Genomic DNA, 24,835 nt, shown 5'->3' with positions numbered 1-24,835 from the left:
GCGATTCGGCATAAATATTTGGAGACGATATGTTCAAGAAAATTCTGATTGCTAATCGCGGTGAAATCGCCTGCCGCGTAGCCGCTACCGCCCGCCGCATGGGTGTGAAGACCGTTGCCGTCTATTCCGATGCGGATGCGCTGGCCAAGCATGTGGGTGCCTGCGATGAGGCCGTGCACATCGGCGGCAGCGCACCCAAAGACAGCTATCTGCGCTGGGAGCGCATTCTGGAAGCCGCCAAGGCTACGGGTGCCGAGGCCATTCACCCCGGCTACGGCTTTCTGTCTGAGAACGAAGACTTTGCCAACGCCTGCAAGGCGGCGGGGCTGGTCTTTATCGGCCCGCCTGCCAGTGCCATTCGCGCCATGGGACTCAAGGCCGAATCCAAGCAATTGATGGAAAAAGCTGGCGTGCCTCTGGTGCCTGGCTACCACGGCGCAGGCCAGGACCCGGCCATGCTGCACAAAGAGGCCGACCGCATTGGCTACCCCGTGCTCATCAAGGCCAGCGCTGGTGGTGGCGGCAAGGGCATGCGACTGGTGGAGAAGTCCGAAGACTTCGCCGCTCTGCTGGAAAGCTGCAAGCGCGAAGCCATCAACAGCTTTGGCAACGATGCCGTGCTGATTGAAAAATACGTGCTGCGCCCGCGCCATATCGAAATTCAGGTGTTTGGCGACACGCATGGCAACTGCGTGTATTTGTTCGAGCGCGATTGCTCGGTGCAGCGCCGCCATCAGAAGGTGCTGGAAGAAGCGCCTGCGCCCGGCATGACCGAAGCGCTGCGCAAGCAGATGGGTGAAGCGGCCGTAGCCGCCGCCAAGGCTGTGAACTATGTGGGCGCAGGCACGGTGGAATTCATCGTTGAGCAGCCCGGCGGTTACGGCCAGCCCGAGGCCATGAAGTTCTACTTCATGGAGATGAATACCCGCCTGCAGGTGGAGCACCCGGTGACCGAAGCCATCACCGGCGAAGACCTGGTGCAGTGGCAATTGCAAGTGGCGGCTGGCAAGCCTTTGCCCAAGCTGCAGAGCGAGCTGAAAATCATCGGCCATGCGATTGAAGCGCGTATCTGCGCCGAGAACCCTGAGAACAATTTCCTACCCGCCACCGGCACACTGGCCGTATATCGCAAGCCTGTGTGCACCAGCTTTGAGATCAGCGATGTGCGTGTGGATGACGGCGTGCGCGAGGGCGATGCCATCAGCCCCTTCTACGACAGCATGATCGCCAAGCTCATCGTCCATGGCGATGACCGAGCGCAGGCGCTGGCGCGACTCGATGCGGCGCTGACTCAGACCCATATCGTGGGGCTGACGACGAATGTGCAGTTTTTGCGTCAGGTGGTGAAGAGTCAGGCGTTCAGCAATGCGCAGCTCGATACCGCGCTGATCGAGCGCGAACGCGATGCCTTGTTTGGCAAAGACTTTGTGGGCCGCGATCTGGCCGTAGCTGCCGCCATGGCCTGGCAGTTGCAGCGCGAGCAGGCCGCGCAAGGCGCTGACCCCTTTAGCCGCCGCGATGGCTGGCGCATATCGGGCCGCTATGAGCGCTCGTTCGGCTTTGCATACCGGGGTGAAGAGTTCAGCGCAGGTCTTGCTTATGGCCGTGATGGTCAGACATACCAGGTCGGCGTAGGTGAGGGCGACAGCCGCACCGAAGCCACGCTGCAGTGGCGTGCTCTGCCTGATGGCAGGCTGGAGCTGAACCTGGGCGGCAAGCGCACGGTGGCCGTGGTCCACGCGCAAGGCGAGCAACTGTCCATCTTCACCGAGGCGGGCAGTGCCCAGATCACCGTGGTGGATCAGCTGGCCCATGCTGGCGACACCGGCCATGAAGGTGGCCGCCTGACGGCACCCATGCCGGGCAAGGTCGTGTCCTTCAATGTCAAGGCGGGCGACAAGGTCAGCAAGGGCCAGCCGCTGGCGGTCATGGAGGCCATGAAGATGGAGCATACGATTGCCGCCCCCGGCGATGGCGTGGTGCTGGAGCTGCTCTACACCCCCGGCGATCAGGTCAGCGAGGGTGCGGAGCTGCTGCGCATCGAAGTCGCGGCCTGATTGCGAGTGGGTTGAACTGTTTTGCAAAAAGAGCAGCTTGCGCTTGTCATGTATGGATTTAAGAGTCTTTTCATGCTGAAACCGAATGATGACAAGCGCCAGAAGCTTCTTTATTGATAGCAAAATTGATTCAGGCGGCGCTGCAATGCCAGCGCCAAACCATTAGGCTTCACGCCCATGAAAGTAACATTTTGCTGTGACGATACGCGGCCAGAACCCTGGCTCAAAGGTTTGCATGATGCGCTGCCGGGTGCAGACATCAGCATCTGGGAGCCGGGCGCGGCTCAGGCCGACTATGCGCTGGTCTGGGCTCCGCCCCAGCAGTTCATTGATGAGCAGGCCACAGGCCTCAAGGCCATGTTCAACATCGGCGCCGGTGTGGATGCGCTGCTGCCGCTGACCATTCCCGCTGCGCTGCCCGTTTACCGGCTTGAAGACGCGGGCATGGCCGTGCAGATGGCCGAGTATGTGGCGCAGGCCGTGATTCGCTTCTTCCGTGGGCTGGATCAGTACGAGGCTGATATGGCGCAGGGCGTGTGGCAGCACCAGCGCAACCCCAAACGGGTGGACTACCCCGTGGGCGTGATGGGCCTGGGCAAGATGGGCGAGCGCGTGGCCAAGGCGCTGACGGTGTTTGACTACCCCGTCAATGGCTGGAGCCGATCGCTGCGCGAGATGGAGGGCGTGAAGTGCTTTGGCGGCATGGATCAGCTGGATGCTTTTTTGAGCGAGACCCGCATCCTCGTCAACTTGCTGCCCTTGCATGCAGAAACCGAAAACATCATCAACGCCCACACGCTGAGCCAGTTGCGCACCGGTGCCTATGTGATCAATGTGGGCCGCGGCGGTCATGTGGTGGACGCAGACCTGATCGCGCAGCTGGATGCGGGCCATGTCAGCGGTGCCATGCTGGATGTGTTCCGCGAGGAGCCGCTGCCGGACAATCATCCATTCTGGAAGCACCCCAAGATCATCCTCACGCCCCATACCTCGGCCCGCACTCTGGCGGCTGACAGCATTGCCCAGATCGTGGGCAAGGTGGCCGCCATGAGCCGGGGTGAAGCTGTGACCGGGCGTGTAGACCTTAAAAAAGGATATTGAACCCCCTGAGTCGTTGGTGTCGTCCCCCTTTCTCTTCGGAAAGGGGGATTACACCAACGCTGCGGGGTGGCCCTTGCTAGGCGTCTCTTGCAAGGGGTGTGCTTGTTCAATAGTCAGCGTAAAGAAACGATAGGAGAACGAAATGAAGTACCCCGCACGCGTCAAACTCATCGATGTAGGGCCACGCGACGGCCTGCAAAATGAAAAGCAGCCTGTGCCAGCCGCCGTGAAGATCGATCTGGTACAGCGCCTGCAGGACGCGGGCCTCAAAGAGATCGAAGTCACCAGCTATGTGTCGCCCAAATGGGTGCCGCAGATGGCGGACGCTGCCTCCGTCATGGCGGGCATTACGCGTCAGAGCGGAGTGCTTTATTCGGTTCTCACCCCCAATCTCAAAGGCTTTGAGGCAGCGCTGGCGAGTAAGCCCGATGAAATCGTGGTGTTTGGCGCGGCCAGCGAGGCTTTCAGCCAGAAAAACATCAACTGCTCGATTGCTGAAAGCATTGAGCGCTTTGCCCCCGTGGTCCAGGCCGCGCTGGATGCGGGCATTGCCGTGCGCGGAGCCATGAGCTGCACCGTGGGCTGCCCGTATGAGGGTGAGATTGCGCCTGAAAAAGTGGGCTATGTGGCAGGCCTGATGAAGAGCATTGGCGTGCAGCGCGTGGATGTGGCCGACACCATTGGCGTGGGCACGCCCATCAAGGTGCAAAAGGCGTTGCAGGCCACGCTGGCGCATTTCGAGATTGATCAGGTGTCTGGCCATTTTCATGACACCTACGGCCAGGCACTCTCCAACACGCTGGCGGCGCTGGAGCTGGGGGTGTGGAACTTTCAATCCTCGGTCGCAGGGCTGGGTGGCTGCCCATACGCCAAGGGGGCTACGGGCAATGTGGCGACCGAAGACGTGGTCTATCTGCTGCACGGCATGGGCATTGAGACGGGCATCGACCTTGATAAGCTGATCGATGCAGGCCAGTTCATCAGCGAGCATCTGGGCCGCCCCACGCAGTCGCGCGTAGCCAGAGCATTGCTGGCCAAACGCGCAGGCTGATAGTGTGACGTAAGCCGCATGGGCGTTGTTACCATCAGGCCCATGCAAGCAAGATTTCGTTTTTCTCTGGCGCTGTGTTTTGTGCTGTTGCTGTCGGGCTGCAGCACCATGGATGCACAGGAGTGCAAAGACACTGACTGGGCCTATCTGGGGCAGCTTGACGCCATGGATGGCAAGCAAGATATCAACACCCGAGCCAAGCGCCATTTCAGAGCCTGCAAGGACCAAGGCGTGCAGATGGATGCTCGCGCCTATCAGCAAGGCTGGATGCGCGGTCTGCGGGACTTCTGCACACCCCAAAGCGGCAAGGCCTATGCCGAGGCGGGCAACAAGTATCAGTACGGCTACTGTCCCGCTCAGGTCGAGGGGGCCTTTTTGCAAGGCTATAGCCCCGCGCGTGAAATCCTTGAAGCCAAGGAGCATGCGAGCGAGCTGGAGCGCCGCATCAGCGCCAAGAAAAAAGAATTACGCGAGGCTCGGGAGGCCAAGAACAGTGCCAGCCATATCGCCTATGTCCAGAAAGACCTGCGTGATTTGCAGCTGGAGCTGGTGCAGCTCAAATTCAAACTGGCACAGTAGAGGCTAGGGCGCTGCTTGGGTGCGGCGCTATTTCCAGGAAAACAAAACAATGTGTGGGTCAGAACTTCATGCGCTGCCGGAAGGTGTGCAGCGCGTCAGTCGCTTTTTGCAGGATGCCGGCCATCCCCATGCGCCGCAGATGCTGGATGGCGCTGCGCGCACTGCGCAGGAGGCCGCCGATCAGCTCAGCATTCTGGTTGGGCAGGTGGCCAAGAGCATCATCTTCAAGCGCCGTATGGATGGCGTGGCCGTGCTGGTGGTGACATCGGGCGACAAGCGTGTCGATGAGAAAAAAGTCGCCGCGCTGGTCGGCCCTGTGGGGCGTGCTGATGCAGACTTTGTCAAAACCAGCACCGGCTTTTCGATTGGCGGCGTAAGCCCTGTGGCCCATGCCAGCAAGGTCGTCACTTTGATGGATGCCGAGCTTAAGCGCTTTGATACGGTGTGGGCTGCCGCAGGGCATCCTTATGGTGTGTTCCCCGCGTCTCCTGATCAGTTGCAGCAACTGACGGATGCGCCTTGGTCGGATGTGGTGGTGTAGGCATGAGTACAGAACTTCTTCAAGAGCAGCAAGCGCTGCAAGAACAGCAAGCGCAACAACTGGTGCAGCTGGCTAACAAGGCCGAGGTGGCCCTGGTCTGGGCCGAGGCCGATCAACCCGTGGCATCGCCCTGTATCAATGTCTGCCGCATGACGGAAGATCGCAGCCACTGCAAGGGCTGCTTCAGAACCATTGATGAAATTCGTGCCTGGTCCAAGGGCGACAGCGAGCTGCGTCTGCAGACCTGGGGACAGCTGCTGCAACGCGCTGGCTTGAAAGACCCTCGCGAATCTGAAATCTGATGATTAACCCGTTCTCAAAATGCGAGCCGGCATGAAGCACATCACCTGTTATCTGGACTTTGTTTCCCCTTATGCCTGGCTGGCGCTGGAGCAGATGCCCAAGGCTTTGCAGGGCCTCAGCTATCACGTGGAATATCGCCCGGTGCTGCTGGGTGCGTTGCTGCAGGGCAATGCCAACCCCGGACCGGCAGGTATTCCGGACAAGAGGCTGTGGACTTACCGGCATGCGACATGGCTGGGACATTCGCTGGGCATTGGCTTGCAGATGCCGGCGCAGCACCCATTCAAGCCCACACCTTTGCTGCGGCTGGCGCTGGCTCATGGGCGTGATGGCGGAATTAACCGCTTTGTGGCACAGGCGGTCATGCAGCATGTCTGGGTGGGTGGTGAGGATGCAAATGACCCGCAGCGCTTGCAGAGCCTACGCACCCTGCTACAGGAACAGAAGCACCACGATGAAGCCGGTGACGAAGTAAAGCAATGGCTGCGAGCCAATACCGAGCAAGCGAGCAAGGCCGGTGTGTTTGGCGTGCCCGCATGGGAGGTGGATGGCCATGTCTTCTGGGGGCTGGATGCACTGCCCATGCTGCGCAGCTATCTTGAGGGTGATAGCTGGTTTGATGCGCATTGGCAGGCGGTGGCCCATGTGGAGTCAGGCCTGATTTGAGGCAGACACTGAGACCTGCTGCGCTGCAGGTCTCTTTCTAGTCAGTTACTTCGCGGTGGCCAGCTTGCCTGCGCCGCGGTAACGCTCCAGCCAGTGAGCGTAGGGTGCGGGCAATGTCCAGTCAGGACGATCCACGCCAAGAGTCTGGGCCAGCTGGTACGTGTAATGCGGGTTGGCCAGATGGGCGCGGCCAATCATGACCAGTTCAACCTGACCATCCGCCACGATGTGCTCTGCCGTTTGCGGGTCATCCATGCCCCAGCTCGATGCCACGGGAATGCCGGCTTCGCGGCTCACGCGCTGGGCAATTGGGGCGAGGAAGGCGGGCGTGCCCCAGGGAATCTTCACATCGGGAATCACGAAGTTGACGCTGACGTTGAGCAGGTCCAGCCCGCGCTCGCGCATCTGCTTGGTGACAGCGATGGATTCCTCCAGAGTTTGCTCGTCGCGGCCGTCGTATTCGATGACGCCGAAACGTGCCGTCAGTGGCAGATGCTCAGGCCAGACTTGGCGCACGGCGGCCACAGTCTCCAGCAGAAAGCGTGCGCGGTTGTCGAAGCTGCCGCCGTAGGCGTCGGTGCGCTGGTTGCTGTGGGCCGAGAAAAAGCTCTGCGCCAGATAGCCGTGGGCAAAGTGCAGCTCCAGCCATTCAAAGCCAGCCTCCAGCGCGCGGCGGGCAGCGGCCACAAAGTCGGCCTGCACGCGGGCGATGTCTTCCAACGTCATGGCGCGGGGCACGCGTGGCAGACCGCCACCAAAGGCGATGGCCGATGGCGCGATGGGTTGCCAGCCGCGTGCATCGCCTTCGGCAATGTGCTCGTCGCCTTCCCAGGGATTGTTGGCGCTGGCCTTGCGTCCGGCATGGCCGATCTGGATGCCGGGCACGGAGCCTGCGGCCTTGATACCGGCGGCAATGCGGGACATGCCTTCGATCTGGCTATCGTTCCAGAGGCCGGTGCAGTCCGGCGAGATGCGGCCTTCGGGCGAGACGCCTGTGGCTTCGACGATGACCAGCCCAGCACCACCCCGCGCGATAGATGTGTAGTGAGTCTGGTGCCAGTCATTGGTCAGACCATCGGTGGCGCTGTACTGGCACATTGGCGGAATGGCGATGCGGTTGCGCAGCGTGAGGCTTTTGAGAGTGAAAGGGCTAAAGAGTGCAGACATGGTGAAAAGCTTGGGGGGAGGGTGGTTTGCCGAATGCCCAGCTTGTTGCGGGCATTCATAGAAAATTTGATAGCGCCAGATGCCACTCATTCCTTGTCTAAGGAATGAATTGCATATCAAAGCGATGCTTTGCAAACGGTAGCTGCTATCAAAATGTAAAGGTTAAGCCGGGGGTAAGTGGGCTGCAAAATTTGCCTGCTGCGCGCTATTGGTCGTCTAGCCGGTCATCGCGGGGCCAACCTTCTTGTCAAAGTAGGCAAGGTTTCTGGTCGGGGCGGCAATGGTAGGTGGGTCAATGAAGACAATGCAAGCAGGGGTTTGGTGGATAGGAAGGGATTAATCATCGCGCTTGTGTTGAAATAAATCCAATCGATATTTTTGATTTATGAAATCGTGCAAACTAATATCAAAAATCTGGATCTGAATCTGCTCAAGGCCTTGGACGCGCTGCTGGACGAGCGCAGCGTGACGCGTGCCGCCGAGCGCCTGTCGCTGACCCAGCCTGCGGTCAGCGGCATGCTGACGCGGCTGCGCGAGAGCTTTGACGACCCGCTGTTTGTGCGAACGCAGCGCGGCATTGCCCCCACCTTGCGCGCCCAGGCGCTGGCAGGGCCGCTCAAGGAGCTGTTGTGCAATGCCGAGGCATTGCTGCGCCCTCAGGGCTTCGATCCGGCCACGGCGCATATGACGCTGCGCATCGCTGCCACGGATTACGCGCTTCAGGCCGTGGTCCTGCCGTTTCTGGCCGAGTTGCGAAAGCGCGCCCCCGGAGTTTGCGTGGCCGTGGTGCCGGCCCAGCATCTGCCGCTGCACGAGCGGCTGGAGCGCGGCGATATCGATCTGGCGCTGATCACGCCGGAGAACACGGCTCCGGATCTGCATGCGCGCCGCCTTTTCGACGAACGCTATGTCTGCGTGATGCGAGCCGATCATCCGGATGCGCGCAGGCGCTGCTTGTCGCTGGCGCGCTTTTGTGAACTCGACCATGCACTGGTTTCTTACGGCGGTGGCAGCTTTCGCGGCGTGACGGATGAGGCGCTGGAGCGTCTGGGTCGCCAGCGACGTGTGGCCTTATCGGTCACCAGTTTTCTGGTGCTGCCCGAGATACTGCGCAGCAGCGATCTGATCGCCGTCGTGCCGCAGCGACTGGTCAGGCCGAATTCGGGTTTGGTGGTACTGGAGCCGCCGCTTGAGATCCCAGGTTTCACCAAGACGGCCGCATGGCATGAGCGCACGCATCGCTCGCCCGGGCACCAGTGGGCAAGAGAGCTGCTGTTTGAGCTGGCGGAGAACGACGGACTGGGCGCGCCATGAAATTGGCCCGCAGAAACAGCAGCGTTTTCTGCGGGCCATTCGAGGAACTCAAAGCTCCGTTGGCGTAATTAAGCTCAAAGGCCCGGCGTTGCACCGGACCAGTTCGTCATCAGTGACCCGATGCTCCGGCTGCGCCCAGACCAGTTTCCGAACGCACTTGCTGCGCGGCGAAAGCCTCACGCTCCTTGGCGGCTTGTGCGCTCTTGTCGAGCACCGAGAACAGCCACACGCCGAAGAAGCCAATCGCCATGGAGAACAGTGCGGGAGAGGCGTAGGGGAACCAGGCCGAGCCAGCTGGGTTGCCCAGCGTGCCTTCCCACACCGAGGGCGACACAACGGTCAGGCCCACGGATGAAACCAGACCCATGAAGCCGCCGATCACGGCACCCTTGGTGGTGCAGTCTTTCCACAGCACGGACAGCAGCAGTGGCGGGAAGTTGGCGGAAGCTGCCACAGCAAAGGCCAGCGAGACCATGAAGGCAATGTTCTGCTTCTCGAACACAATGCCCAGCAGCACAGCGACAACGCCCAGACACAGCGTGGTGATGCGCGAGACCTTGAGTTCGGAAGCGCTGTCAGCCTTGCCCTTCTTGACCACTGTGGCGTACAGGTCGTGCGACACGGCGGAGGCACCCGACAGGGTCAGGCCCGCCACCACGGCCAGAATGGTCGCAAAAGCCACGGCCGAGATGAAGCCGTAGAACACATCGCCACCCACGGTCTTGGCCACCAGCACAGCCGCCATATTGGCCGTGCCTGCACCGCCGTGAATGATGCCCTTGGCCGTGTCGGCCATTTCGGGGTTGGTCAGCACCAGTGTGATGGCACCAAAGCCGATGATGAAGATCAGCACGTAGAAGTAGCCGATCCAGGTGGTGGCCCAGAACACGCTCTTGCGCGCTTCTTTAGCGTCAGGCACGGTGAAGAAGCGCATCAGGATGTGGGGCAGGCCCAGCGTACCGAACATCAAAGCCATGCCGAAGCTGATGGCGGAGATGGGGTCTTTGATAAAGCCGCCCGGGCCCATGATGGCCAGGCCCAGCTTTTCTGCTACGGACGGCTCGGCACCGCCATTGGCCGCAATCTGGGTGCGCACCTTCACGCCTTCGGCAAACAGTGCCTCGGGGCTGAAGCCGTACTTGGCCAGCACCATGAAGCCCATGAAGGTCACACCGGCCAGCAGCAGGCAAGCCTTGATGATCTGCACCCAGGTGGTGGCTGTCATACCGCCAAACAGCACGTAGACCATCATCAGGCCGCCGACCAGCACCACAGCAATCCAGTAGTCCAGGCCGAACAGCAGCTTGATGAGCTGGCCCGCACCGACCATCTGGGCAATCAGGTAGAACGCCACAACGACCAGCGTGCCGCAGGCTGCGAAGATGCGGAAGGGTGCTTGTGCAAAGCGGTAGCCAGCCACGTCGGCAAAGGTGAAGCGACCCAGATTGCGCAGACGTTCTGCTAGCAAAAAGGTGAGCAAAGGCCAGCCGACCAGAAAGCCGATGGAGTAGATCAGGCCGTCATAACCGCTGGCCATGACGGAAGCGGAAATACCCAGGAACGAGGCGGCCGACATATAGTCGCCCGCAATCGCCAAACCGTTCTGAAAGCCGGTGATACCGCCGCCAGCGGTGTAGAAGTCCGAAGCGGATTTGGTGCGGCCTGCTGCCCACTTGGTGATCCACAAAGTGGCCAGCACAAAGGCGGTGAACATGATGATGGCCGTCCAGTTGGTGGCCTGCTTGGCGGCATTGCCCACATCGCCACCGGCTGCCAGCACGGGAGCGGCAGCCGCCAACGCCGCAGCGCCTGCCAGCCATTGCAAAGAGTTGCGCTGCTTCATGACTTGACGCCTTTGAGAATGTCGTGTGTGAGCTGATCAAACTCGTTGTTGGCGCGGCGCACATAGAGGCCGGTAATGATCACGGAAAAGATGATGACGCCCATGCCGATGGGAATGCCCACCGTGGTCACGCCAGCGCCAATGGGTGTGGCGAGTAGCTCTTTGTCGAATGCGATCAGCGCGACATAGCCGTAGTACACGACCAGCATCAACAAGGTCAGCGAAAAGCCTAGGCGATTGCGTTTGCGGCGCAGTTCCTTGTAGGCGGGGTTGTTTTGGATGGTCTCTATCACCGGGTCTCTCACAGCGTTGTCTCCTTCGAATATTTACAGCCAGCGATCCAGTGCGAATGGCTTGCTGGTCGGTGCATTCTGAGAAGCCCGTCTGACCGCCTCCTTACTTACGTTATCGGTGTTTCCACCCGGTTTTTCACATCGGGGAAAAATGGATCCGGGTAAGTGCGGAGAGGGTCGGGTAAAGCCCTGTCTTGAAATTTTGGAAAGCGAATTTTTGTAAGTTAGCGGTCAGTTGCCGCTTTGATATTGGGCAAGCAGGTGAGTTGGCAGCACCTGATATTTCAAAAATCAAGGAGACAACCATGGCCATCAACGCGACAGCAAATGTAGGAGGTAAATCGGCACCGCGGCCGATGACCCCGGAAGAGCGCAAAGTCATCTTTGCGTCATCACTCGGAACGGTTTTCGAGTGGTATGACTTCTATCTGTACGGTTCGCTGGCGGCCATCATCGCCAAGCAATTCTTCAGTGGTCTGGATTCAGGCTCCGCCTTTATCTTCGCGCTGCTGGCCTTTGCGGCGGGCTTCATCGTGCGTCCATTCGGTGCACTGGTGTTTGGCCGCCTGGGGGACATGATCGGGCGAAAATACACCTTTCTGGTGACGATTTTGCTCATGGGCCTGTCCACTTTCATCGTGGGCATCTTGCCAACTTATGCCAGCATTGGCGTGGCTGCACCCATCATCTTGATCGTGCTGCGCATGCTGCAAGGTCTGGCGCTGGGCGGTGAGTACGGTGGTGCTGCTACCTATGTGGCCGAGCATGCGCCGGACGGCAAGCGCGGTGCCTACACCTCCTGGATTCAGACCACGGCTACGCTGGGTTTGTTCCTGTCGCTGCTGGTGATTCTGGGTGTGCGCACATCCCTGGGCGAAGAGGCTTTTGCGGACTGGGGCTGGCGCATTCCGTTCCTGGTGTCCATCTTGCTGCTGGCGGTTTCCGTGTGGATTCGCATGACGCTGTCTGAATCGCCTGCCTTCCAGAAAATGAAGGCCGAGGGCAAGGTGTCCAAGGCGCCACTGACCGAATCCTTCGGTCAGTGGAAGAATCTCAAGATCGTGATTCTGGCGCTGGTCGGTTTGACTGCAGGCCAGGCCGTGGTCTGGTACACGGGACAGTTCTACGCGCTGTTCTTTCTGACCCAGCAGCTCAAGGTCGACGCGGTAACCGCTAATCTGATGATTGCTGCAGCGCTGTTGATCGGCACGCCTTTCTTTGTGATCTTCGGTACGCTGTCGGACAAGATTGGTCGCAAGCCCATCATCATGCTGGGCTGCATTCTGGCGGTGCTTACCTACTTCCCCGCGTTCAAGGCACTGACCGAAGCGGCCAACCCTGATCTGGCTGCAGCACAGGCCAAGAACAAGGTTGTCATTGTTGCTGACCCTGCGGAATGCTCATTCCAGTTCAACCCGACCGGGACCTCCAAGTTCACCAGTTCCTGTGACGTGGCCAAGCAAGCACTTGCTAACCGTTCTGTGAGCTATGAAAGTGAAGATGCACCTGCCGGAACGCCTGCGGTCATCAAGATCGGCAGCGACACGATCCCCGGCTATTCACTGGTTGGCCTGAGTGGCGACGAGCTGAAGGCTAAGGGTGCTGCATTCAACAAGGCCGTGACCGAGACCCTGAAGAAGGATGGCTACCCTGACAAGGCAGACCCCAGCAAGATGAACAAGCCCCTGATGGTCGCCATCTTGTTCTATCTGGTGCTGCTGGTGACCATGGTCTACGGCCCTATCGCAGCCATGCTGGTGGAGCTGTTCCCCACACGCATTCGCTACACCTCGATGAGCCTGCCCTATCACATTGGTAATGGCTGGTTTGGCGGTCTGCTGCCCACCATGTCGTTCGCCATCGTGGCGCAGACTGGCAATATGTATAACGGCCTCTGGTACCCCATCATCATCGCGGGCGTGACCGCCGTGATCGGTACGCTGTTCGTGCCCGAAACCAAGGACCGCGACATCTACGCAGAAGACTGATTTGTTTGACGGGTGCTGCAATTTACGCAGCGCCCTTTTCAATGCCCGCAAGGCCTTATGCCGCGCGGGCATTATCGTTTTTACCTAGTAAGAAGTTGTGACAAAGGTGTGGCAACAAAGCATCATCGCTTCGATTTTTTGAGACGCAGATCAAGCTTTTTCGAGTGCCCCCCCTAGAATCGACCCTAGCCGCGGTAAGGCATCAAACCTACAGCCAATGCGGTGCAAAAAACACTATCTCAAGATACAGGAGCATTGAATGACCAAGATGACTCGCATCGCACTGGCCACATTGGCTGTGATGGGCGCAACGACCGCAATGGCACAGAGCAGCGTGACGCTGTATGGCCGTATCAACACCACGGTTGAGCGCCAAAAGATTGGCGACCAATCGGTGTCTGGCCTGTACAACAATGCCTCCCGCTGGGGCGTTCGCGGTACCGAAGATCTGGGTGGCGGTCTGAAGGCCGGCTTCACTCTGGAAAGTGGCTTCAATTCCGATACAGGTACTGGCTCTGCCTGGACCCACCCAACCACTGGCATGTCCTTTGCTCGTCAGAGCGAAGTGAACCTGTCTGGCGGCTTCGGCATGATCCGTCTGGGCAATTTCGTTCCCGAGTCCTACTACGCCACGGCTGACTACATCAGCATGCACAACCACGATACAGGCTCCTCTTCCGATGCCCTGTACTACGATCCCGTCTGGTTCGGCGGTCTGAGCACCAAGAACAAGGTTGGCTATCGCACTCCGAGCCTCGGCGGCCTGACTGTGGATGCTTCGGTGTCCCTGCATGAGAAGGATCCCACGGTCGGTCCTCGCAAGAACGGTTACGATCTGGCTGCCAACTACGCCACAGGTCCTCTGCACCTGGGTGCTGGCTACAGCAAGGTCGGTGGTAACTGGCAAGCGGCTCTGCGCGGTCTGTACACATTTGGTCAAGTGACTCTGGGTGCTTACTATCAGCGTAACAAGGACGACGACAAGATCACGGCAACTGGTGCCGGCTCGCGCAACAATTTCCGTCTGTCGGCCATGTATGCATTGGGCGCTTCGGAATTCCATGCTAACGTGGGTCGTGCCAACAAGTGGAGCCATATCGATGATTCCGCTGCGACGCAGTGGACCCTGGGCTACAACTACAACCTGAGCAAGCGCACCAAGGTTTACGGTTACTACACCAAGGTGAACAACAGCAAGGGTGCTAACTACATGACCGGCTCTGCTGGCACAGACTTCAGCTCCTTCGCTCTGGGCGTGCGCCACAACTTCTAATGTGTGCACCGCGTAAGCGGTGTCTCCAGCAGCTGCAGCTGATAATGCAGACCATTACTCCAAGTTCATACCCCATGTCGAAAGACATGGGGTTTTTTCTTATGCATTCGGCTTGCGTCAGTAAGCTCCGAGAAATGTGTGCCGGTTTCAATGGATAGCGATCAGAGCATGGGAAGTGCAGCCGTTCGCGACAACATCAAAAGACTGGAGACAAGCATGTGGAAGCTGGTGGTTGGATTTATCGTGTTTGCAGCGGTGTCGCTGTTCGTCATCATGAAGGCGGGTGACAAGGTGGATATGAGTGGTGAAAAGCATGGCGCAGACGCCATCTCTGCTCCGGCAGAAACCAAGTGAGAAGCCTGATATCAAAAGAAAGCCCCGCAAGTCGGGGTTTTCTTTTGGGCGACTTCGTGATTTTTCAAAGCCGTAATGCACGTGCAGATCTGCGGTACATGTCAGGACTGCCTAGAATGTTTGGCCTCCATAGAAAAGACCGCAGAACATGACGCAGGGCCTGATTCGTATCCGTGGTGCTCGCCAGCACAATCTTCGCAATCTGGACATCGATATCCGCACCGGTGAGCTGACCGTGGTCACGGGCCCCAGCGGCTCGGGCAAGTCCAGCCTTGTGTTCGATACGCTGTACGCCGAGGGCCAGCGCCGCTATGTAGAGACCTTCTCGGCCTATGCGCGCCAGTTTCTGGATCGCATGGACAAACCTGCGGTGGACAAGGTCGAAGGCGTACCCCCCGCGATTGCGATTGACCAGACCAATCCCGTGCGTAACTCCCGCTCTACCGTGGGAACGATGACGGAGATTAACGACCACCTCAAGCTGCTGTTTGCGCGTGCTGGAAGTCTGTTTGACCGAGAGACGGCACTGCCCGTCAGCCAGGATACGGCAGACACCATTTATGCCGCCTTGGCACAGCGCTGCGAAGCGGCGGGCGACCCGCGTATTGCCATCACCTTTCCGGTCGAGCTGCCTGCCAATACGACTGCAGAAGAAGTGGAGCAATGGCTGTCTGCCAGCGGCTTCACCAAGGTTCAGGCCGAGCGAGAGGTAGAGCGTGCTTTGCCAGCGGGTGAGGACGTTCCCGCCAAGGGCAAGAAGACCAAAGCGGCACCTGAAAAAATCAAGGTGCTGGACGTGATTGCTGATCGTTTTCGCCTCAGCAAGGCGGAGCGTGTGCGAGCCATGGAGGCGATTGAAGTCGGTCTCAAGCGTGGCAGTGGCCGTCTCACGGTCTATGTGCTACCTGAGAGTGGAGTCGAGGCCGAACCTGAGTTGTGGAAATTCTCGCAAGGCCTGCATTGCCCCGAAAGCAATCTGACTTACCTGCAGCCCATTCCCTCGCTGTTCTCCTTCAACTCGGCGGTGGGCGCCTGCGATGCCTGCCGCGGTTTTGGCCGCGTGATCGGGGTGGACTGGGGCTTGGTGATCCCTAACGACAAGCTCACGCTGCGCACGGGTGCCATCAAGCCGATTCAGACCCCGGCGTGGAAGGAAATTCAGGATGACCTGATGCGCCACTCCGAGGCCGAAGGCATTCCGCGCGATACCGCCTGGGCCAAGCTGACCAAAGAACAAAAAGACTGGGTGATAGAAGGCTCACCCAACTGGAACGGCAAGTGGAGCCAGACCTGGTACGGCATTCGCCGCTACTTTGAATATTTGGAAAGCAAGGCCTACAAGATGCATATCCGGGTGCTGCTGTCCAAGTACCGCAGCTACACCGAATGCCCCACTTGCGGCGGCGCACGCCTAAAGACCGAGAGCTTGCTCTGGCGCATCGGTGGCAAGCAGGCTGCTGATGCCGTGCTTCCCGCCCATGATGACAGTGGCCGATACCAGCGCTTTATGCCGCAGGGCGTGAACTGGAGCCGTGAGCAACTCGAAGGTCTACCTGGCCTGTGCCTCCATGATTTGATGCGACTGCCCATTACGCGGCTGCGCGAATTCTTTGCTCAGCTGGCGCCAAGCGCCGATGCCGATAAGAACGATGGCGAGGCGCAGGCGCTCAAAATGCTGCACGCAGAAGTCATGACGCGCCTGCAGTATCTGTGCGACGTGGGTATTGGCTATCTCACACTGGACCGTCAGAGCCGTACGCTCAGCGGCGGTGAGGTGCAGCGTATCAACCTGACCACGGCCTTGGGCACCTCGCTGGTCAACACGTTATTTGTGCTTGATGAGCCGTCCATTGGCCTGCATCCGCGCGACATGGAACGTATTACCGAAGCCATGCAGCGCCTGCGCGATGCAGGCAACACGCTGGTGGTGGTGGAGCATGACCCGGCCGTCATGTTTGCCGCTGACCGCGTGATCGACATGGGCCCCGGCCCGGGTGCGCGCGGCGGCAATATCGTGTTTGACGGAACACCCGATGAGCTGCGCACTGCTGACACCCTGACCGGTGCCTATATGGGGGGGCGCAAGCAAGTCGGTTTCGGGCTCAAGCGCATGGTGCTTGATTCCACGCCGCGTCTGATTCTGGAAGGTGCGCGCGAGCACAACTTGCAAGACATCAGCGTGGACTTCCCGCTGCAGCGCCTGGTGACGATTACTGGCGTTTCAGGCTCTGGCAAATCCACGCTGATTCAGGATGTGCTGGTGCCCGCACTGATGCGCCACTTTGGCAAACCCACCGATGCGGCAGGCGCATTTGAACGCCTGATGGGGGCGGATCATCTGGCCGATGTGATGTTTGTCGACCAGTCGCCCATTGGTAAAACGGCGCGCTCCAACCCGGTCAGCTATGTGGGCGCCTGGGATGCGCTGCGCGAGCTGTTTGCCGTGGCAGCGCTGTCGCGCCAGCGCGGTTACACCGCTTCCAAGTTCAGCTTCAACAGCGGTGACGGGCGCTGCCCTACCTGCGGTGGCTCGGGCTTTGAGCATGTGGAGATGCAGTTTCTCTCGGACGTGTATCTGCGCTGTCCCGACTGCAATGGCACACGCTATCGCCCCGAAATTCTGGAAGTGAAAATCGAGCGTAACGGTCAGTCCTTGAATGTGGCCGATGTGCTGGATTTGACCGTCGCCGAAGCGGCCTTGCTGTTTTCGCAGGACCGTGATGTGATTCGTGCGCTGCAGCCCATTGTTGATGTGGGGCTGGAGTACGTAAAGCTGGGCCAGCCCGTGCCTACCTTGTCGGGCGGCGAAGCCCAGCGTTTGAAGTTGGCAGGCTTTCTGGCCGAGGCCGCCAAGGCGCAGTCCAAAAGCAAGCAGTCGCTGGCCAAAAAAGGCACGCTGTTCCTGTTTGACGAGCCCACCACGGGCCTGCACTTTGAAGACATCGCCAAGCTCATGCGTGCGCTGCGCAAGCTGCTCGAAGCCGGGCATTCGCTGATCGTCATCGAGCATAACCTGGACGTGATTCGAGCCAGCGACTGGTTGATTGATCTGGGCCCCGAAGGCGGCGACGGTGGCGGTCTGATCGTCGCCCAGGGGACGCCTGAAGATGTGCGCCATGTGAAGGCTTCGCACACGGCGCAGGCCCTGCGTGAATACGACCTGGCCATGGGGGTGGGCGGCGAGGCGGTGCGTGAAGTCGCGCCCATGCTCTACAAACCAGAGCGCAGAGCCAAGGCTGCACAAGCGCCACAGGCCAAAAATGCGATTGAAATCGTCAACGCCAAAGAGCACAACCTCAAGTCGCTGAGCGTGGATATTCCGCGTGGCAAGTTCAATGTGGTGACGGGTGTTTCCGGCTCGGGCAAGTCCACGCTGGCGTTCGACATTCTGTTCAACGAAGGCCAGCGCCGCTATCTCGAATCGCTTAATGCCTATGCACGCTCCATCGTCCAGCCCGCAGGCCGGCCCGAAGTTGATGCGGTGTATGGCATTCCTCCCACGGTGGCGATTGAGCAGCGTCTGTCACGCGGTGGGCGCAAGTCCACGGTGGGCACAACCACCGAGGTCTGGCATTTCCTGCGCCTGCTCTACGTCAAACTGGGCATTCAGCACTGTATTCACGACGATGCCGTCGTGCAGCCGCAAACCGAGGAAAGCATTGCCGCGCAGCTGATGACGAACTTCCGTGGTCAGACCATTGGCTTGCTGGCGCCGCTGGTCGTCAACCGCAAGGGCGTCTATACCGAGCTGGCCGACTGGGCCAGACCCAAGGGCTACACCCATCTGCGGGTGGATGGCGAGTTTCTGCCGACCACGGGCTTTCCGCGCATCGACCGCTTCAAGGAGCACACGATCGAGCTGCCCGTGGCCAGCGTGGCGGTGACTGCTGCCACCGAGAAAGAGCTGCGCGCTCATCTGCGTCAGGCGCTGGAGATCGGCAAGGGCGTGCTGCATGTGCTGTCAGGCCTGGAAAATCTGGCCGATGCCATGCAGGGCGGGCAGAGCACGGCGGGTATTGGTGCGCTGCAGGTGTTCTCCACCCAGCGCGCCTGCCCGGTTTGTGCCACCAGCTATGCCGAGCTGGACCCGCGTCTGTTCTCGTACAACAGCAAACACGGCTGGTGCCCCGACTGCGTGGGCACGGGCGTGAAGCTGACCAAGGATCAGCGCAAGGTCTATGACGACACCTTGCTGGCCGAAGACAACCGGGGCCGCGAAGTGAAGTTCGAGGGCCAGGAAGTGGAAGATCTCGCCGAGGTGGCATGCCCTAAGTGCCATGGCACGCGACTGAACCCCACGGCGCGGGCCGTGAAATTTCACGACGTGGGTATTACCGATGTGGCGCAGCTCTCGGTGACCGATGTGCGCCGCTGGGTTCAGCAGCTGGCGCTGTCGGGTCGTGAAAGTGATATTGCACGCGACCTGATTCCTGAAATTCAGAGCCGTCTTGAATTCCTCGAAGAGGTTGGCCTCAACTATCTGACGCTGGACCGTGGCGCGCCTACGCTCAGTGGCGGCGAGGCGCAGCGTATTCGCCTCGCCGCCCAGCTGGGCAGCAATCTGCAGGGCGTCTGCTATGTGCTGGATGAGCCCACGATTGGCCTGCATGCACGCGACAACCAGATCCTGCTCAACGCCCTGCACAAGCTCGGCGACAAAGGCAATACGCTGGTGGTGGTGGAGCATGACGAGGACACGATTCGCCGTGCCGATCACATCATCGATATCGGCCCCAGTGCCGGTATTCGTGGCGGCCGTCTGGTTGCTCAAGGCTCGGTGGCCGACATCATGGCCGCCGAGGAATCCGTCACCGGCCGCTACCTGCTGCACGCCATGCGCCACCCCTTCAAGCCACGACTGTGGGTGGGCGAGGGCGAGCCGCCAGCAGCACCGGCTGCAGAGTCGTCTTCTATCAATGCAGAAGCTGCTAGCGTCGTTGATGTAGCGGTTTCAGAGATAAAACCATCTAAAGCCAAGAAAAAGAAGGCGGTCGCAGCTATTGAAAATGTAGTGGCTGAGGACAGCAATGCACTGCGCTGGCTCAGCGTGCTTGGGGCTCATCTGCACAATCTGCAGAACGTCGATGCCCGCGTGCCGCTCAAGCGACTGGTGGCTGTGACGGGCGTGTCTGGCTCAGGCAAGTCCACGCTGGCGCGTGATGTGTTGCTGACCAATGTGGCGGCCTGGGTGCAGCAGCGATCGACCAAGGCCGGGCGCGATGCCATGGATGCGGGACAGTCGCCCAAGCTGGTCGGCTGCAAGGGGATCAAGGGCTTCGAGACCGTGGACCGGGTGCTGGAAGTCGATCAGACACCGATTGGCAAGACGCCGCGCTCCTGCCCGGCCACTTATATCGGTTTCTGGGACACGATTCGCAAGCTGTTTGCCGAGACGCTGGAGGCCAAGGCGCGAGGCTATGCGGCGGGGCGCTTCAGCTTCAACACCGGCGAAGGCCGCTGCCCGGCCTGTGAAGGTCAGGGCGTGCGCACCATCGAAATGAGCTTTTTGCCCGATGTGAAAGTGGCTTGCGAGGTCTGCCACGGCGCACGCTTTAACCCCGAGACGCTGGCCGTGACCTGGCGCGGCAAGAACATCGGTGATGTGCTGCAGATGGAGGTCGATGAGGCGGTGGAGTTCTTTGCCGCCATGCCTTCCATTGCGCAGCCGCTGCAACTCCTGAAGGATGTGGGGCTGGGCTATCTCACGCTGGGCCAGCCATCGCCTACGCTCAGCGGTGGAGAGGCCCAGCGCATCAAGCTGGTGACCGAACTGACCAAGGTGCGCGACGAAGTGGGTCGCCGGGGCCAGAAGGCACCGCATACGCTGTATGTGCTGGATGAGCCGACAGTCGGCCTGCACATGGCGGATGTGGACAAGCTCATCCACGTGCTACACAGACTGGTGGATGGTGGCCATAGCGTTATCGTCATCGAGCATGACCTGGACGTGATTGCCGAGGCGGACTGGGTCATTGACCTGGGCCCCGAAGGCGGCAATGACGGCGGCCGCATCGTGGCTGAGGGCACGCCAGAGGAGCTGGTCAGGATCGGTACCCACACAGGCAAGGCATTGGCTCCGGTTCTGGCACGGCAGTGATGCCATAAAAATATTGTGCAAGAGTTGAAGCACTACACAGAAACTCCACGCTGCTCCGAATAATCAGCGTGGAGAAATGAGTGGCACCACGGTGTCCGGGTGTGTGGTTGCATCCGGGGTTGCTGCTGAACCCATGTCTGAAACGGTTGTCTTGCGCGGGCCTGAAAGGCCGGACTTGCTGCGCCATGAGGTGCTGGCAGATATTTTTGAAGCAACGGCTGCTGCCCACCCTGAGCAGATTGTGCTGATTGAGGGCCAGGGCAGTCAGCTGCGCCAACGCAGCTATGCTCAGCTGGATGCAGAGGCCAGCCTTGCGGCCCACCGGCTGATCGAGGCCGGCATACGCCCCGGTGACATGGTGGGCCTGTGGCTACCGCGCGGCATTGAGCTGTTGACCCTGCAACTGGCCATTGCCAAGACGGGGGCGGCCTGGCTGCCTTTTGATGCTGAAACTCCGCTGGAGCGCATTGCCACCTGCCTTGAAGATGCACAAGCCAAGGCGCTATTGATTGCGCAGCAGCATACGCACGCAGTACAGGCGCAGCAGAGCATTACGGCGCAGATATTTTCAGAAGTGGATCTGCTTACGGCATTGCCCCAAGGTGTTGATCTGCGCCGCCGTGAGGGAGCACTGCCAAGTCACCCTGCCTATGTGATCTACACCAGCGGCTCCACGGGCAAGCCCAAAGGTATTGCCATCACGCAGGGCAGCATCTGCCATTTTTTGCGCAGTGAGAATGCACGCCTTGGCGTGCGCCAGAGCGACAAGGTGTATCAAGGCTTCTCGGTGGCCTTTGACATGTCGTTTGAGGAAATCTGGATCAGCTATCTGGTGGGCGCGACTCTGTGGCTGGCTCCGCGCGAGATTGCTGGCGACCCCGAGGCCCTGCCCCAGGCGCTGATTGCGCAGCAGGTCACGGTGCTGCATGCCGTGCCCACGCTGCTGGCGCTGTTCGCTCAGGACGTGCCCAGTCTGCGTCTCATCAATCTGGGCGGCGAGATGTGCCCTGAAACACTGGTGGTGCGCTGGGCCAATGCGTCCCGTCAGATGTTCAACACCTACGGGCCTACCGAGGCCACGGTATCGGCCAGTCTGGCTGAACTCAAGGCGGGCGAGCCCGTGACGATTGGCTCGCCCCTGCCCAATTACGCCATGCTGGTGGTGCAGGTGATTGAGGCGGACAGCTTTGTCGCAGGCACAGCACCCGCGCTGTACGGTCTGCCGCAGGGCGAGGTGGGCGAGCTATGCATTACCGGCCCCGGTGTGGCGGCAGGCTATCTGGGCCGGCCAGAACTGACGGCCGAGAAGTTTCTGCTCAACCCCTGGGCGAACGGACCGCAGGACGCGCGCCTGTACCGCACGGGTGATCTGGCTCGCATTGATGAACAGGGGCAGATTCACTGCTTGGGCCGGGCCGACGATCAGGTCAAAATTCGCGGCTTTCGCGTGGAGCTGGGCGAGATTGAAGCCGTGCTGGCGCAGCAACCGGGCGTGGGCACCACGGCGGTGCTGCTGCGCAAAGATGATGGCATGGATCAACTGGTGGCCTTTTACGTGCCCACCGATGAGCCGCCAACGTCATCGGCGCTGCGCAGCGCATTGGCCGAGCGGCTGCCGCCCTATATGGTGCCCGCCCGCTTTGATGCCTTGAGCGAGATGCCGCGCCTGACCTCGGGCAAGATCGACCGAAAGGCGCTCAAGGCCATGCCCTTGTCCACGGCGGTGGACTTGTCTGATTCCGATACACCAGAGACTCCAGCAGAGGAGCTGCTGTTTGCCGCATTGGCTCAACTTTTCCCCGGACAGCCAGTGCGCCGTGGGCTGGATTTTTTCAGCGATCTTGGCGGGCATTCGCTGTTTGCCGCACGTTTGATTTCGCAGCTGCGCGCTGACCCGCGCTTTGCGCAGGCGACCGTGAGCACGATTTATCAGCAGCGCAAAATCGGTTTGATTGCCGAGGCCTTGCAGGCGGTCATGTTGGCGGGAGATGCTGCGGCGCAGGAGCGACCTTTCCGCATTCACTCCGCATGGCGACGCTGGCGCTGCGGGGCGGCGCAGGCATTGGTGATTCCGCTGCTGGTGCTGATCAAGATGGCCCAGTGGCTGGCGCCGTTTTTCACCTACCATTTCTTCACCGGCGATGAGATGGACTCCGTGCCGTTTGCCGTCGCCATGTCGGTGCTGGCATTTGCCATTGCCACGCTGGCCGAATTCGCGATTGCCGGTGCCGGGAAGTGGCTGATCGCAGGGCGATTGAAGCCGGGCCGCTACCCGCTGTGGGGTTTGACGTATTTCCGCTGGTGGCTGGCCGACAGGCTGGTGGACGCCGTGCCTTCGGCCATGATCACCGGCTCATCACTGCACCCGATGTGGCTGCGCATGCTGGGCGCGAAGGTGGGGCATGAGTGCAATCTGGGTTCGATGACGGTGCGTGCCCCTGATCTGCTGCGCATTGGCGACGGTGCGAGCATAGGCAATGCGGTCAGTCTTGAAAATGCCCGCGTTGAAGGCGGCGAGCTGGTGCTGGGCCGCATCGACATTGGCAATGAAGTCTGCATTGGCTCCTATGTGGTGATTGAAGGCAATACGCGGCTGGAGGACTGGGCGCATCTGGAAGGCCAGTCCGCACTGGCCGATGGCACGGTGTTGCCTGCGCGCAGCGTGTGGGCGGGGTCGCCCGCGCGAGAAGTGGGTCGTTTCGATCCTGCCAGCCTGCAGCCGCGCCACCTGGTGGGTCGCCTGCGCAAGGCCGTCGAAATGCTGGTCTATCTGACTGGCGGCCTGCTGGTTGCCACGCTGTTCTTCATGCCGGTTTTCCCGACCTTCATGCTGATCGATATTCTGGATATTGAAGAAATCTCGGTCAGGCCGCTGCTGGAGCAAGGCATTGTCGATGCGGGCGGTGCCTTTGTGCTGCGCTTCATTAAATTCTTCCTGCTGGCCCTGCCTGCCAGCGCGGTGCTGGTGGCCTGCACGGTGCTGGTAGCGGCCTTGGTGCGCTATCTGTTTTTGCCACGCACCAAGGCGGGCACCTGGTCCATTCACAGTCGCCGCTATCTGGGCAAGTGGATGGTCAACCAGATTCAGGAGGCCAGCCTGAGTACGCTGCACGGCATTTATGCCACGGTGTATTCATCGACCTGGTACCGGCTGCTGGGTGCCAAGGTGGGCAAGCAGACGGAGTTGTCTACCGCTTTGGGCGTGGTGCCCGACATGCTGACGCTGGGCGATGAATGCTTTGTGGCCGATGCGGTGATGCTGGGCGATGAACATATCGACGGCGGCTGGATGACGGTCAAACCCACGGTCGTTTCGCGTCGCAGTTTTATTGGCAACGGGGCTTATGTGCCTGATGGATCGACCATCCCCGAGAACGTGCTCGTCGGCGTGATGACGGCCGTGCCGCGCAATGCCGATATGCAGAGTGGCGATACCTGGCTGGGTTCACCCGCCATCAACCTGCCTGCACGCGAGGTGGCTCAAGGCTACCCTGAGCATCTGACGTTTGCGCCATCGCTGTGGCGGCGCGTGGGGCGCGGGCTGGTGGAGGCCTTCCGCATCGCCGTGCCCCATGCGCTGGTGATTGCCGTGGGTTACGCAGTGGTGCTGGATGCTATGCCTCTGGCCTCTGCCGATCGCTGGGGTGCTGTGGTGCTGGATCTGGCTATTTCAGGGGTGATCTTTGGCATGGTGGTCTTTGTGCTGGTGGCGCTCTTCAAATGGCTGGCCGTGCGCCGCTACAGCAAGACAGCCGTGCCCATGTGGACGCCATTTGTCTGGCTCTCTGAAGCGGTTACCAATCTGTATGAAGGCCTGGCGGTTCCCAACTTCCTGCGCTATCTGCGCGGCACGCCCTGGCTGCCGCTTGCCCTGAACCTGATGGGCAGCCGCATTGCTTCCAGTGCCTGGCTCGATACCACCGACATCACCGAGCACGACTGTGTGCAGATCGGTGAGCACAGCGAACTCAATGCACTTTGCTGCCCGCAGACGCATCTGTTTGAAGACCGGGTGATGAAGATCGACCAGGTACTCATAGGTAGCCGCGTGACCATGGGTGCCCGCTGCACCGTGCTGTATGGCGCAACGGTGGGCGACGGCGTGCAGCTGGGGCCGCTGACATTAGTGATGAAGGGCGAGGCTTTGCCTGCGGCCACGCACTGGCAAGGTGCACCTGCATCGCCCGTGCCGCTCAAGCGGGCATAAG

Annotated in this window: 16 protein-coding genes; 13 read left to right on the top strand and 3 right to left on the bottom strand. The window is 60.2% G+C overall.

Annotation, left to right across the window (positions count from 1 at the left end):
* The first annotated feature begins 29 nt into the window (after nt 1-29).
* The 7 genes from CLU84_RS18025 to CLU84_RS17995 all read left to right on the top strand — a co-directional run bounded on the left by CLU84_RS18025 (nt 30) and on the right by CLU84_RS17995 (nt 6,298).
* On the top strand, nt 30-2,057 hold the full coding sequence (locus CLU84_RS18025) for an acetyl/propionyl/methylcrotonyl-CoA carboxylase subunit alpha (protein ID WP_099738970.1): 2,028 nt from the start codon (nt 30-32) through the stop codon (nt 2,055-2,057).
* A gap of 177 nt (nt 2,058-2,234) precedes the next feature.
* Nucleotides 2,235-3,158 carry a glyoxylate/hydroxypyruvate reductase A gene (locus CLU84_RS18020; protein ID WP_099738968.1) on the top strand — a complete coding sequence of 308 codons (924 nt, stop codon included), beginning with the start codon at nt 2,235-2,237 and terminating at the stop codon, nt 3,156-3,158.
* Nucleotides 3,159-3,300: 142 nt separating this feature from the next.
* Entirely contained in the window at nt 3,301-4,209 is a 909-nt protein-coding gene (locus CLU84_RS18015) for a hydroxymethylglutaryl-CoA lyase (protein WP_099738966.1), read from the top strand.
* 42 nt (nt 4,210-4,251) lie between these two features.
* Nucleotides 4,252-4,788, top strand: a complete 537-nt coding sequence (locus CLU84_RS18010) for a DUF2799 domain-containing protein (RefSeq protein ID WP_233210260.1) — start codon at nt 4,252-4,254, stop codon at nt 4,786-4,788.
* 49 nt (nt 4,789-4,837) lie between these two features.
* Entirely contained in the window at nt 4,838-5,329 is a 492-nt protein-coding gene (locus CLU84_RS18005) for a YbaK/EbsC family protein (RefSeq protein WP_099738964.1), read from the top strand.
* Nucleotides 5,330-5,331: 2 nt separating this feature from the next.
* Nucleotides 5,332-5,631, top strand: a complete 300-nt coding sequence (locus tag CLU84_RS18000) for a DUF1289 domain-containing protein (RefSeq protein WP_099738962.1) — start codon at nt 5,332-5,334, stop codon at nt 5,629-5,631.
* Between the two features lie 31 nt (nt 5,632-5,662).
* Nucleotides 5,663-6,298, top strand: coding sequence for a 2-hydroxychromene-2-carboxylate isomerase (locus CLU84_RS17995; protein WP_099739134.1), 636 nt, complete (start codon nt 5,663-5,665; stop codon nt 6,296-6,298).
* A gap of 45 nt (nt 6,299-6,343) precedes the next feature.
* On the opposite strand, the gene CLU84_RS17990 is transcribed toward CLU84_RS17995, so the two are convergent.
* The gene (locus CLU84_RS17990; RefSeq protein WP_099739132.1) at nt 6,344-7,465 is read right to left on the bottom strand and encodes an NADH:flavin oxidoreductase/NADH oxidase; all 1,122 of its coding nucleotides are present in this window, start codon (nt 7,463-7,465) and stop codon (nt 6,344-6,346) included.
* A 393-nt stretch (nt 7,466-7,858) separates the two neighbouring features.
* Here CLU84_RS17990 and CLU84_RS17985 point away from each other — a divergent pair, with 393 nt between their 5' ends.
* Nucleotides 7,859-8,779: a LysR family transcriptional regulator gene (locus CLU84_RS17985; RefSeq protein ID WP_099739130.1), complete on the top strand. Its 921-nt coding sequence runs from the start codon at nt 7,859-7,861 to the stop codon at nt 8,777-8,779.
* Nucleotides 8,780-8,888: 109 nt separating this feature from the next.
* Here the strand turns inward: CLU84_RS17985 and CLU84_RS17980 are convergent, their stop codons facing one another.
* Nucleotides 8,889-10,622, bottom strand: coding sequence for a cation acetate symporter (locus CLU84_RS17980; RefSeq protein ID WP_099738960.1), 1,734 nt, complete (start codon nt 10,620-10,622; stop codon nt 8,889-8,891).
* Nucleotides 10,619-10,927, bottom strand: coding sequence for a DUF485 domain-containing protein (locus CLU84_RS17975; protein WP_099738959.1), 309 nt, complete (start codon nt 10,925-10,927; stop codon nt 10,619-10,621). Before CLU84_RS17975 ends, CLU84_RS17980 begins: the two co-directional genes overlap by 4 nt.
* A gap of 293 nt (nt 10,928-11,220) precedes the next feature.
* On the opposite strand from CLU84_RS17975, the gene CLU84_RS17970 reads away from it, so the two are divergent.
* From CLU84_RS17970 to CLU84_RS17950, 5 genes are all read left to right on the top strand, one after another.
* Nucleotides 11,221-12,903 carry an MFS transporter gene (locus CLU84_RS17970; RefSeq protein WP_099738957.1) on the top strand — a complete coding sequence of 561 codons (1,683 nt, stop codon included), beginning with the start codon at nt 11,221-11,223 and terminating at the stop codon, nt 12,901-12,903.
* 259 nt (nt 12,904-13,162) lie between these two features.
* Entirely contained in the window at nt 13,163-14,176 is a 1,014-nt protein-coding gene (locus CLU84_RS17965) for a porin (RefSeq protein ID WP_099738955.1), read from the top strand.
* Nucleotides 14,177-14,392: 216 nt separating this feature from the next.
* Nucleotides 14,393-14,530 carry a hypothetical protein gene (locus CLU84_RS22250; RefSeq protein WP_198460804.1) on the top strand — a complete coding sequence of 46 codons (138 nt, stop codon included), beginning with the start codon at nt 14,393-14,395 and terminating at the stop codon, nt 14,528-14,530.
* 148 nt (nt 14,531-14,678) lie between these two features.
* Nucleotides 14,679-20,627 (top strand): excinuclease ABC subunit UvrA, encoded by a 5,949-nt coding sequence (gene uvrA / locus CLU84_RS17955; protein WP_099738951.1) that lies wholly within the window; start codon nt 14,679-14,681, stop codon nt 20,625-20,627.
* Nucleotides 20,628-20,760: 133 nt separating this feature from the next.
* A complete protein-coding gene (locus CLU84_RS17950) occupies nt 20,761-24,834 on the top strand; it encodes a Pls/PosA family non-ribosomal peptide synthetase (protein WP_099738950.1) in 4,074 nt (1,357 codons plus the stop codon).
* The last annotated feature ends 1 nt before the right edge of the window (nt 24,835 follow it).

This window comes from Comamonas sp. 26 (assembly GCF_002754475.1).
Classification (GTDB): domain Bacteria; phylum Pseudomonadota; class Gammaproteobacteria; order Burkholderiales; family Burkholderiaceae_C; genus Comamonas.
The sequence above is the reverse complement of the archived record's forward strand: the minus strand, read 5'-3'. Positions and strand labels throughout refer to the sequence as shown.

Excerpts from the sequence above, each read along its gene's own strand:
- CLU84_RS18025 (WP_099738970.1), top strand. The coding sequence starts at position 30 with ATGTTCAAGAAAATTCTGATTGCTAATCGCGGTGAAATCGCCTGCCGC.
- CLU84_RS18020 (WP_099738968.1), top strand. The coding sequence starts at position 2,235 with ATGAAAGTAACATTTTGCTGTGACGATACGCGGCCAGAACCCTGGCTC.
- CLU84_RS18015 (WP_099738966.1), top strand. The coding sequence starts at position 3,301 with ATGAAGTACCCCGCACGCGTCAAACTCATCGATGTAGGGCCACGCGAC.
- CLU84_RS18010 (WP_233210260.1), top strand. The coding sequence starts at position 4,252 with ATGCAAGCAAGATTTCGTTTTTCTCTGGCGCTGTGTTTTGTGCTGTTG.
- CLU84_RS18005 (WP_099738964.1), top strand. The coding sequence starts at position 4,838 with ATGTGTGGGTCAGAACTTCATGCGCTGCCGGAAGGTGTGCAGCGCGTC.
- CLU84_RS18000 (WP_099738962.1), top strand. The coding sequence starts at position 5,332 with ATGAGTACAGAACTTCTTCAAGAGCAGCAAGCGCTGCAAGAACAGCAA.
- CLU84_RS17995 (WP_099739134.1), top strand. The coding sequence starts at position 5,663 with ATGAAGCACATCACCTGTTATCTGGACTTTGTTTCCCCTTATGCCTGG.
- CLU84_RS17990 (WP_099739132.1), bottom strand. The coding sequence starts at position 7,465 with ATGTCTGCACTCTTTAGCCCTTTCACTCTCAAAAGCCTCACGCTGCGC.
- CLU84_RS17980 (WP_099738960.1), bottom strand. The coding sequence starts at position 10,622 with ATGAAGCAGCGCAACTCTTTGCAATGGCTGGCAGGCGCTGCGGCGTTG.
- CLU84_RS17970 (WP_099738957.1), top strand. The coding sequence starts at position 11,221 with ATGGCCATCAACGCGACAGCAAATGTAGGAGGTAAATCGGCACCGCGG.
- CLU84_RS17965 (WP_099738955.1), top strand. The coding sequence starts at position 13,163 with ATGACCAAGATGACTCGCATCGCACTGGCCACATTGGCTGTGATGGGC.
- CLU84_RS22250 (WP_198460804.1), top strand. The coding sequence starts at position 14,393 with ATGTGGAAGCTGGTGGTTGGATTTATCGTGTTTGCAGCGGTGTCGCTG.
- uvrA (WP_099738951.1), top strand. The coding sequence starts at position 14,679 with ATGACGCAGGGCCTGATTCGTATCCGTGGTGCTCGCCAGCACAATCTT.
- CLU84_RS17950 (WP_099738950.1), top strand. The coding sequence starts at position 20,761 with ATGTCTGAAACGGTTGTCTTGCGCGGGCCTGAAAGGCCGGACTTGCTG.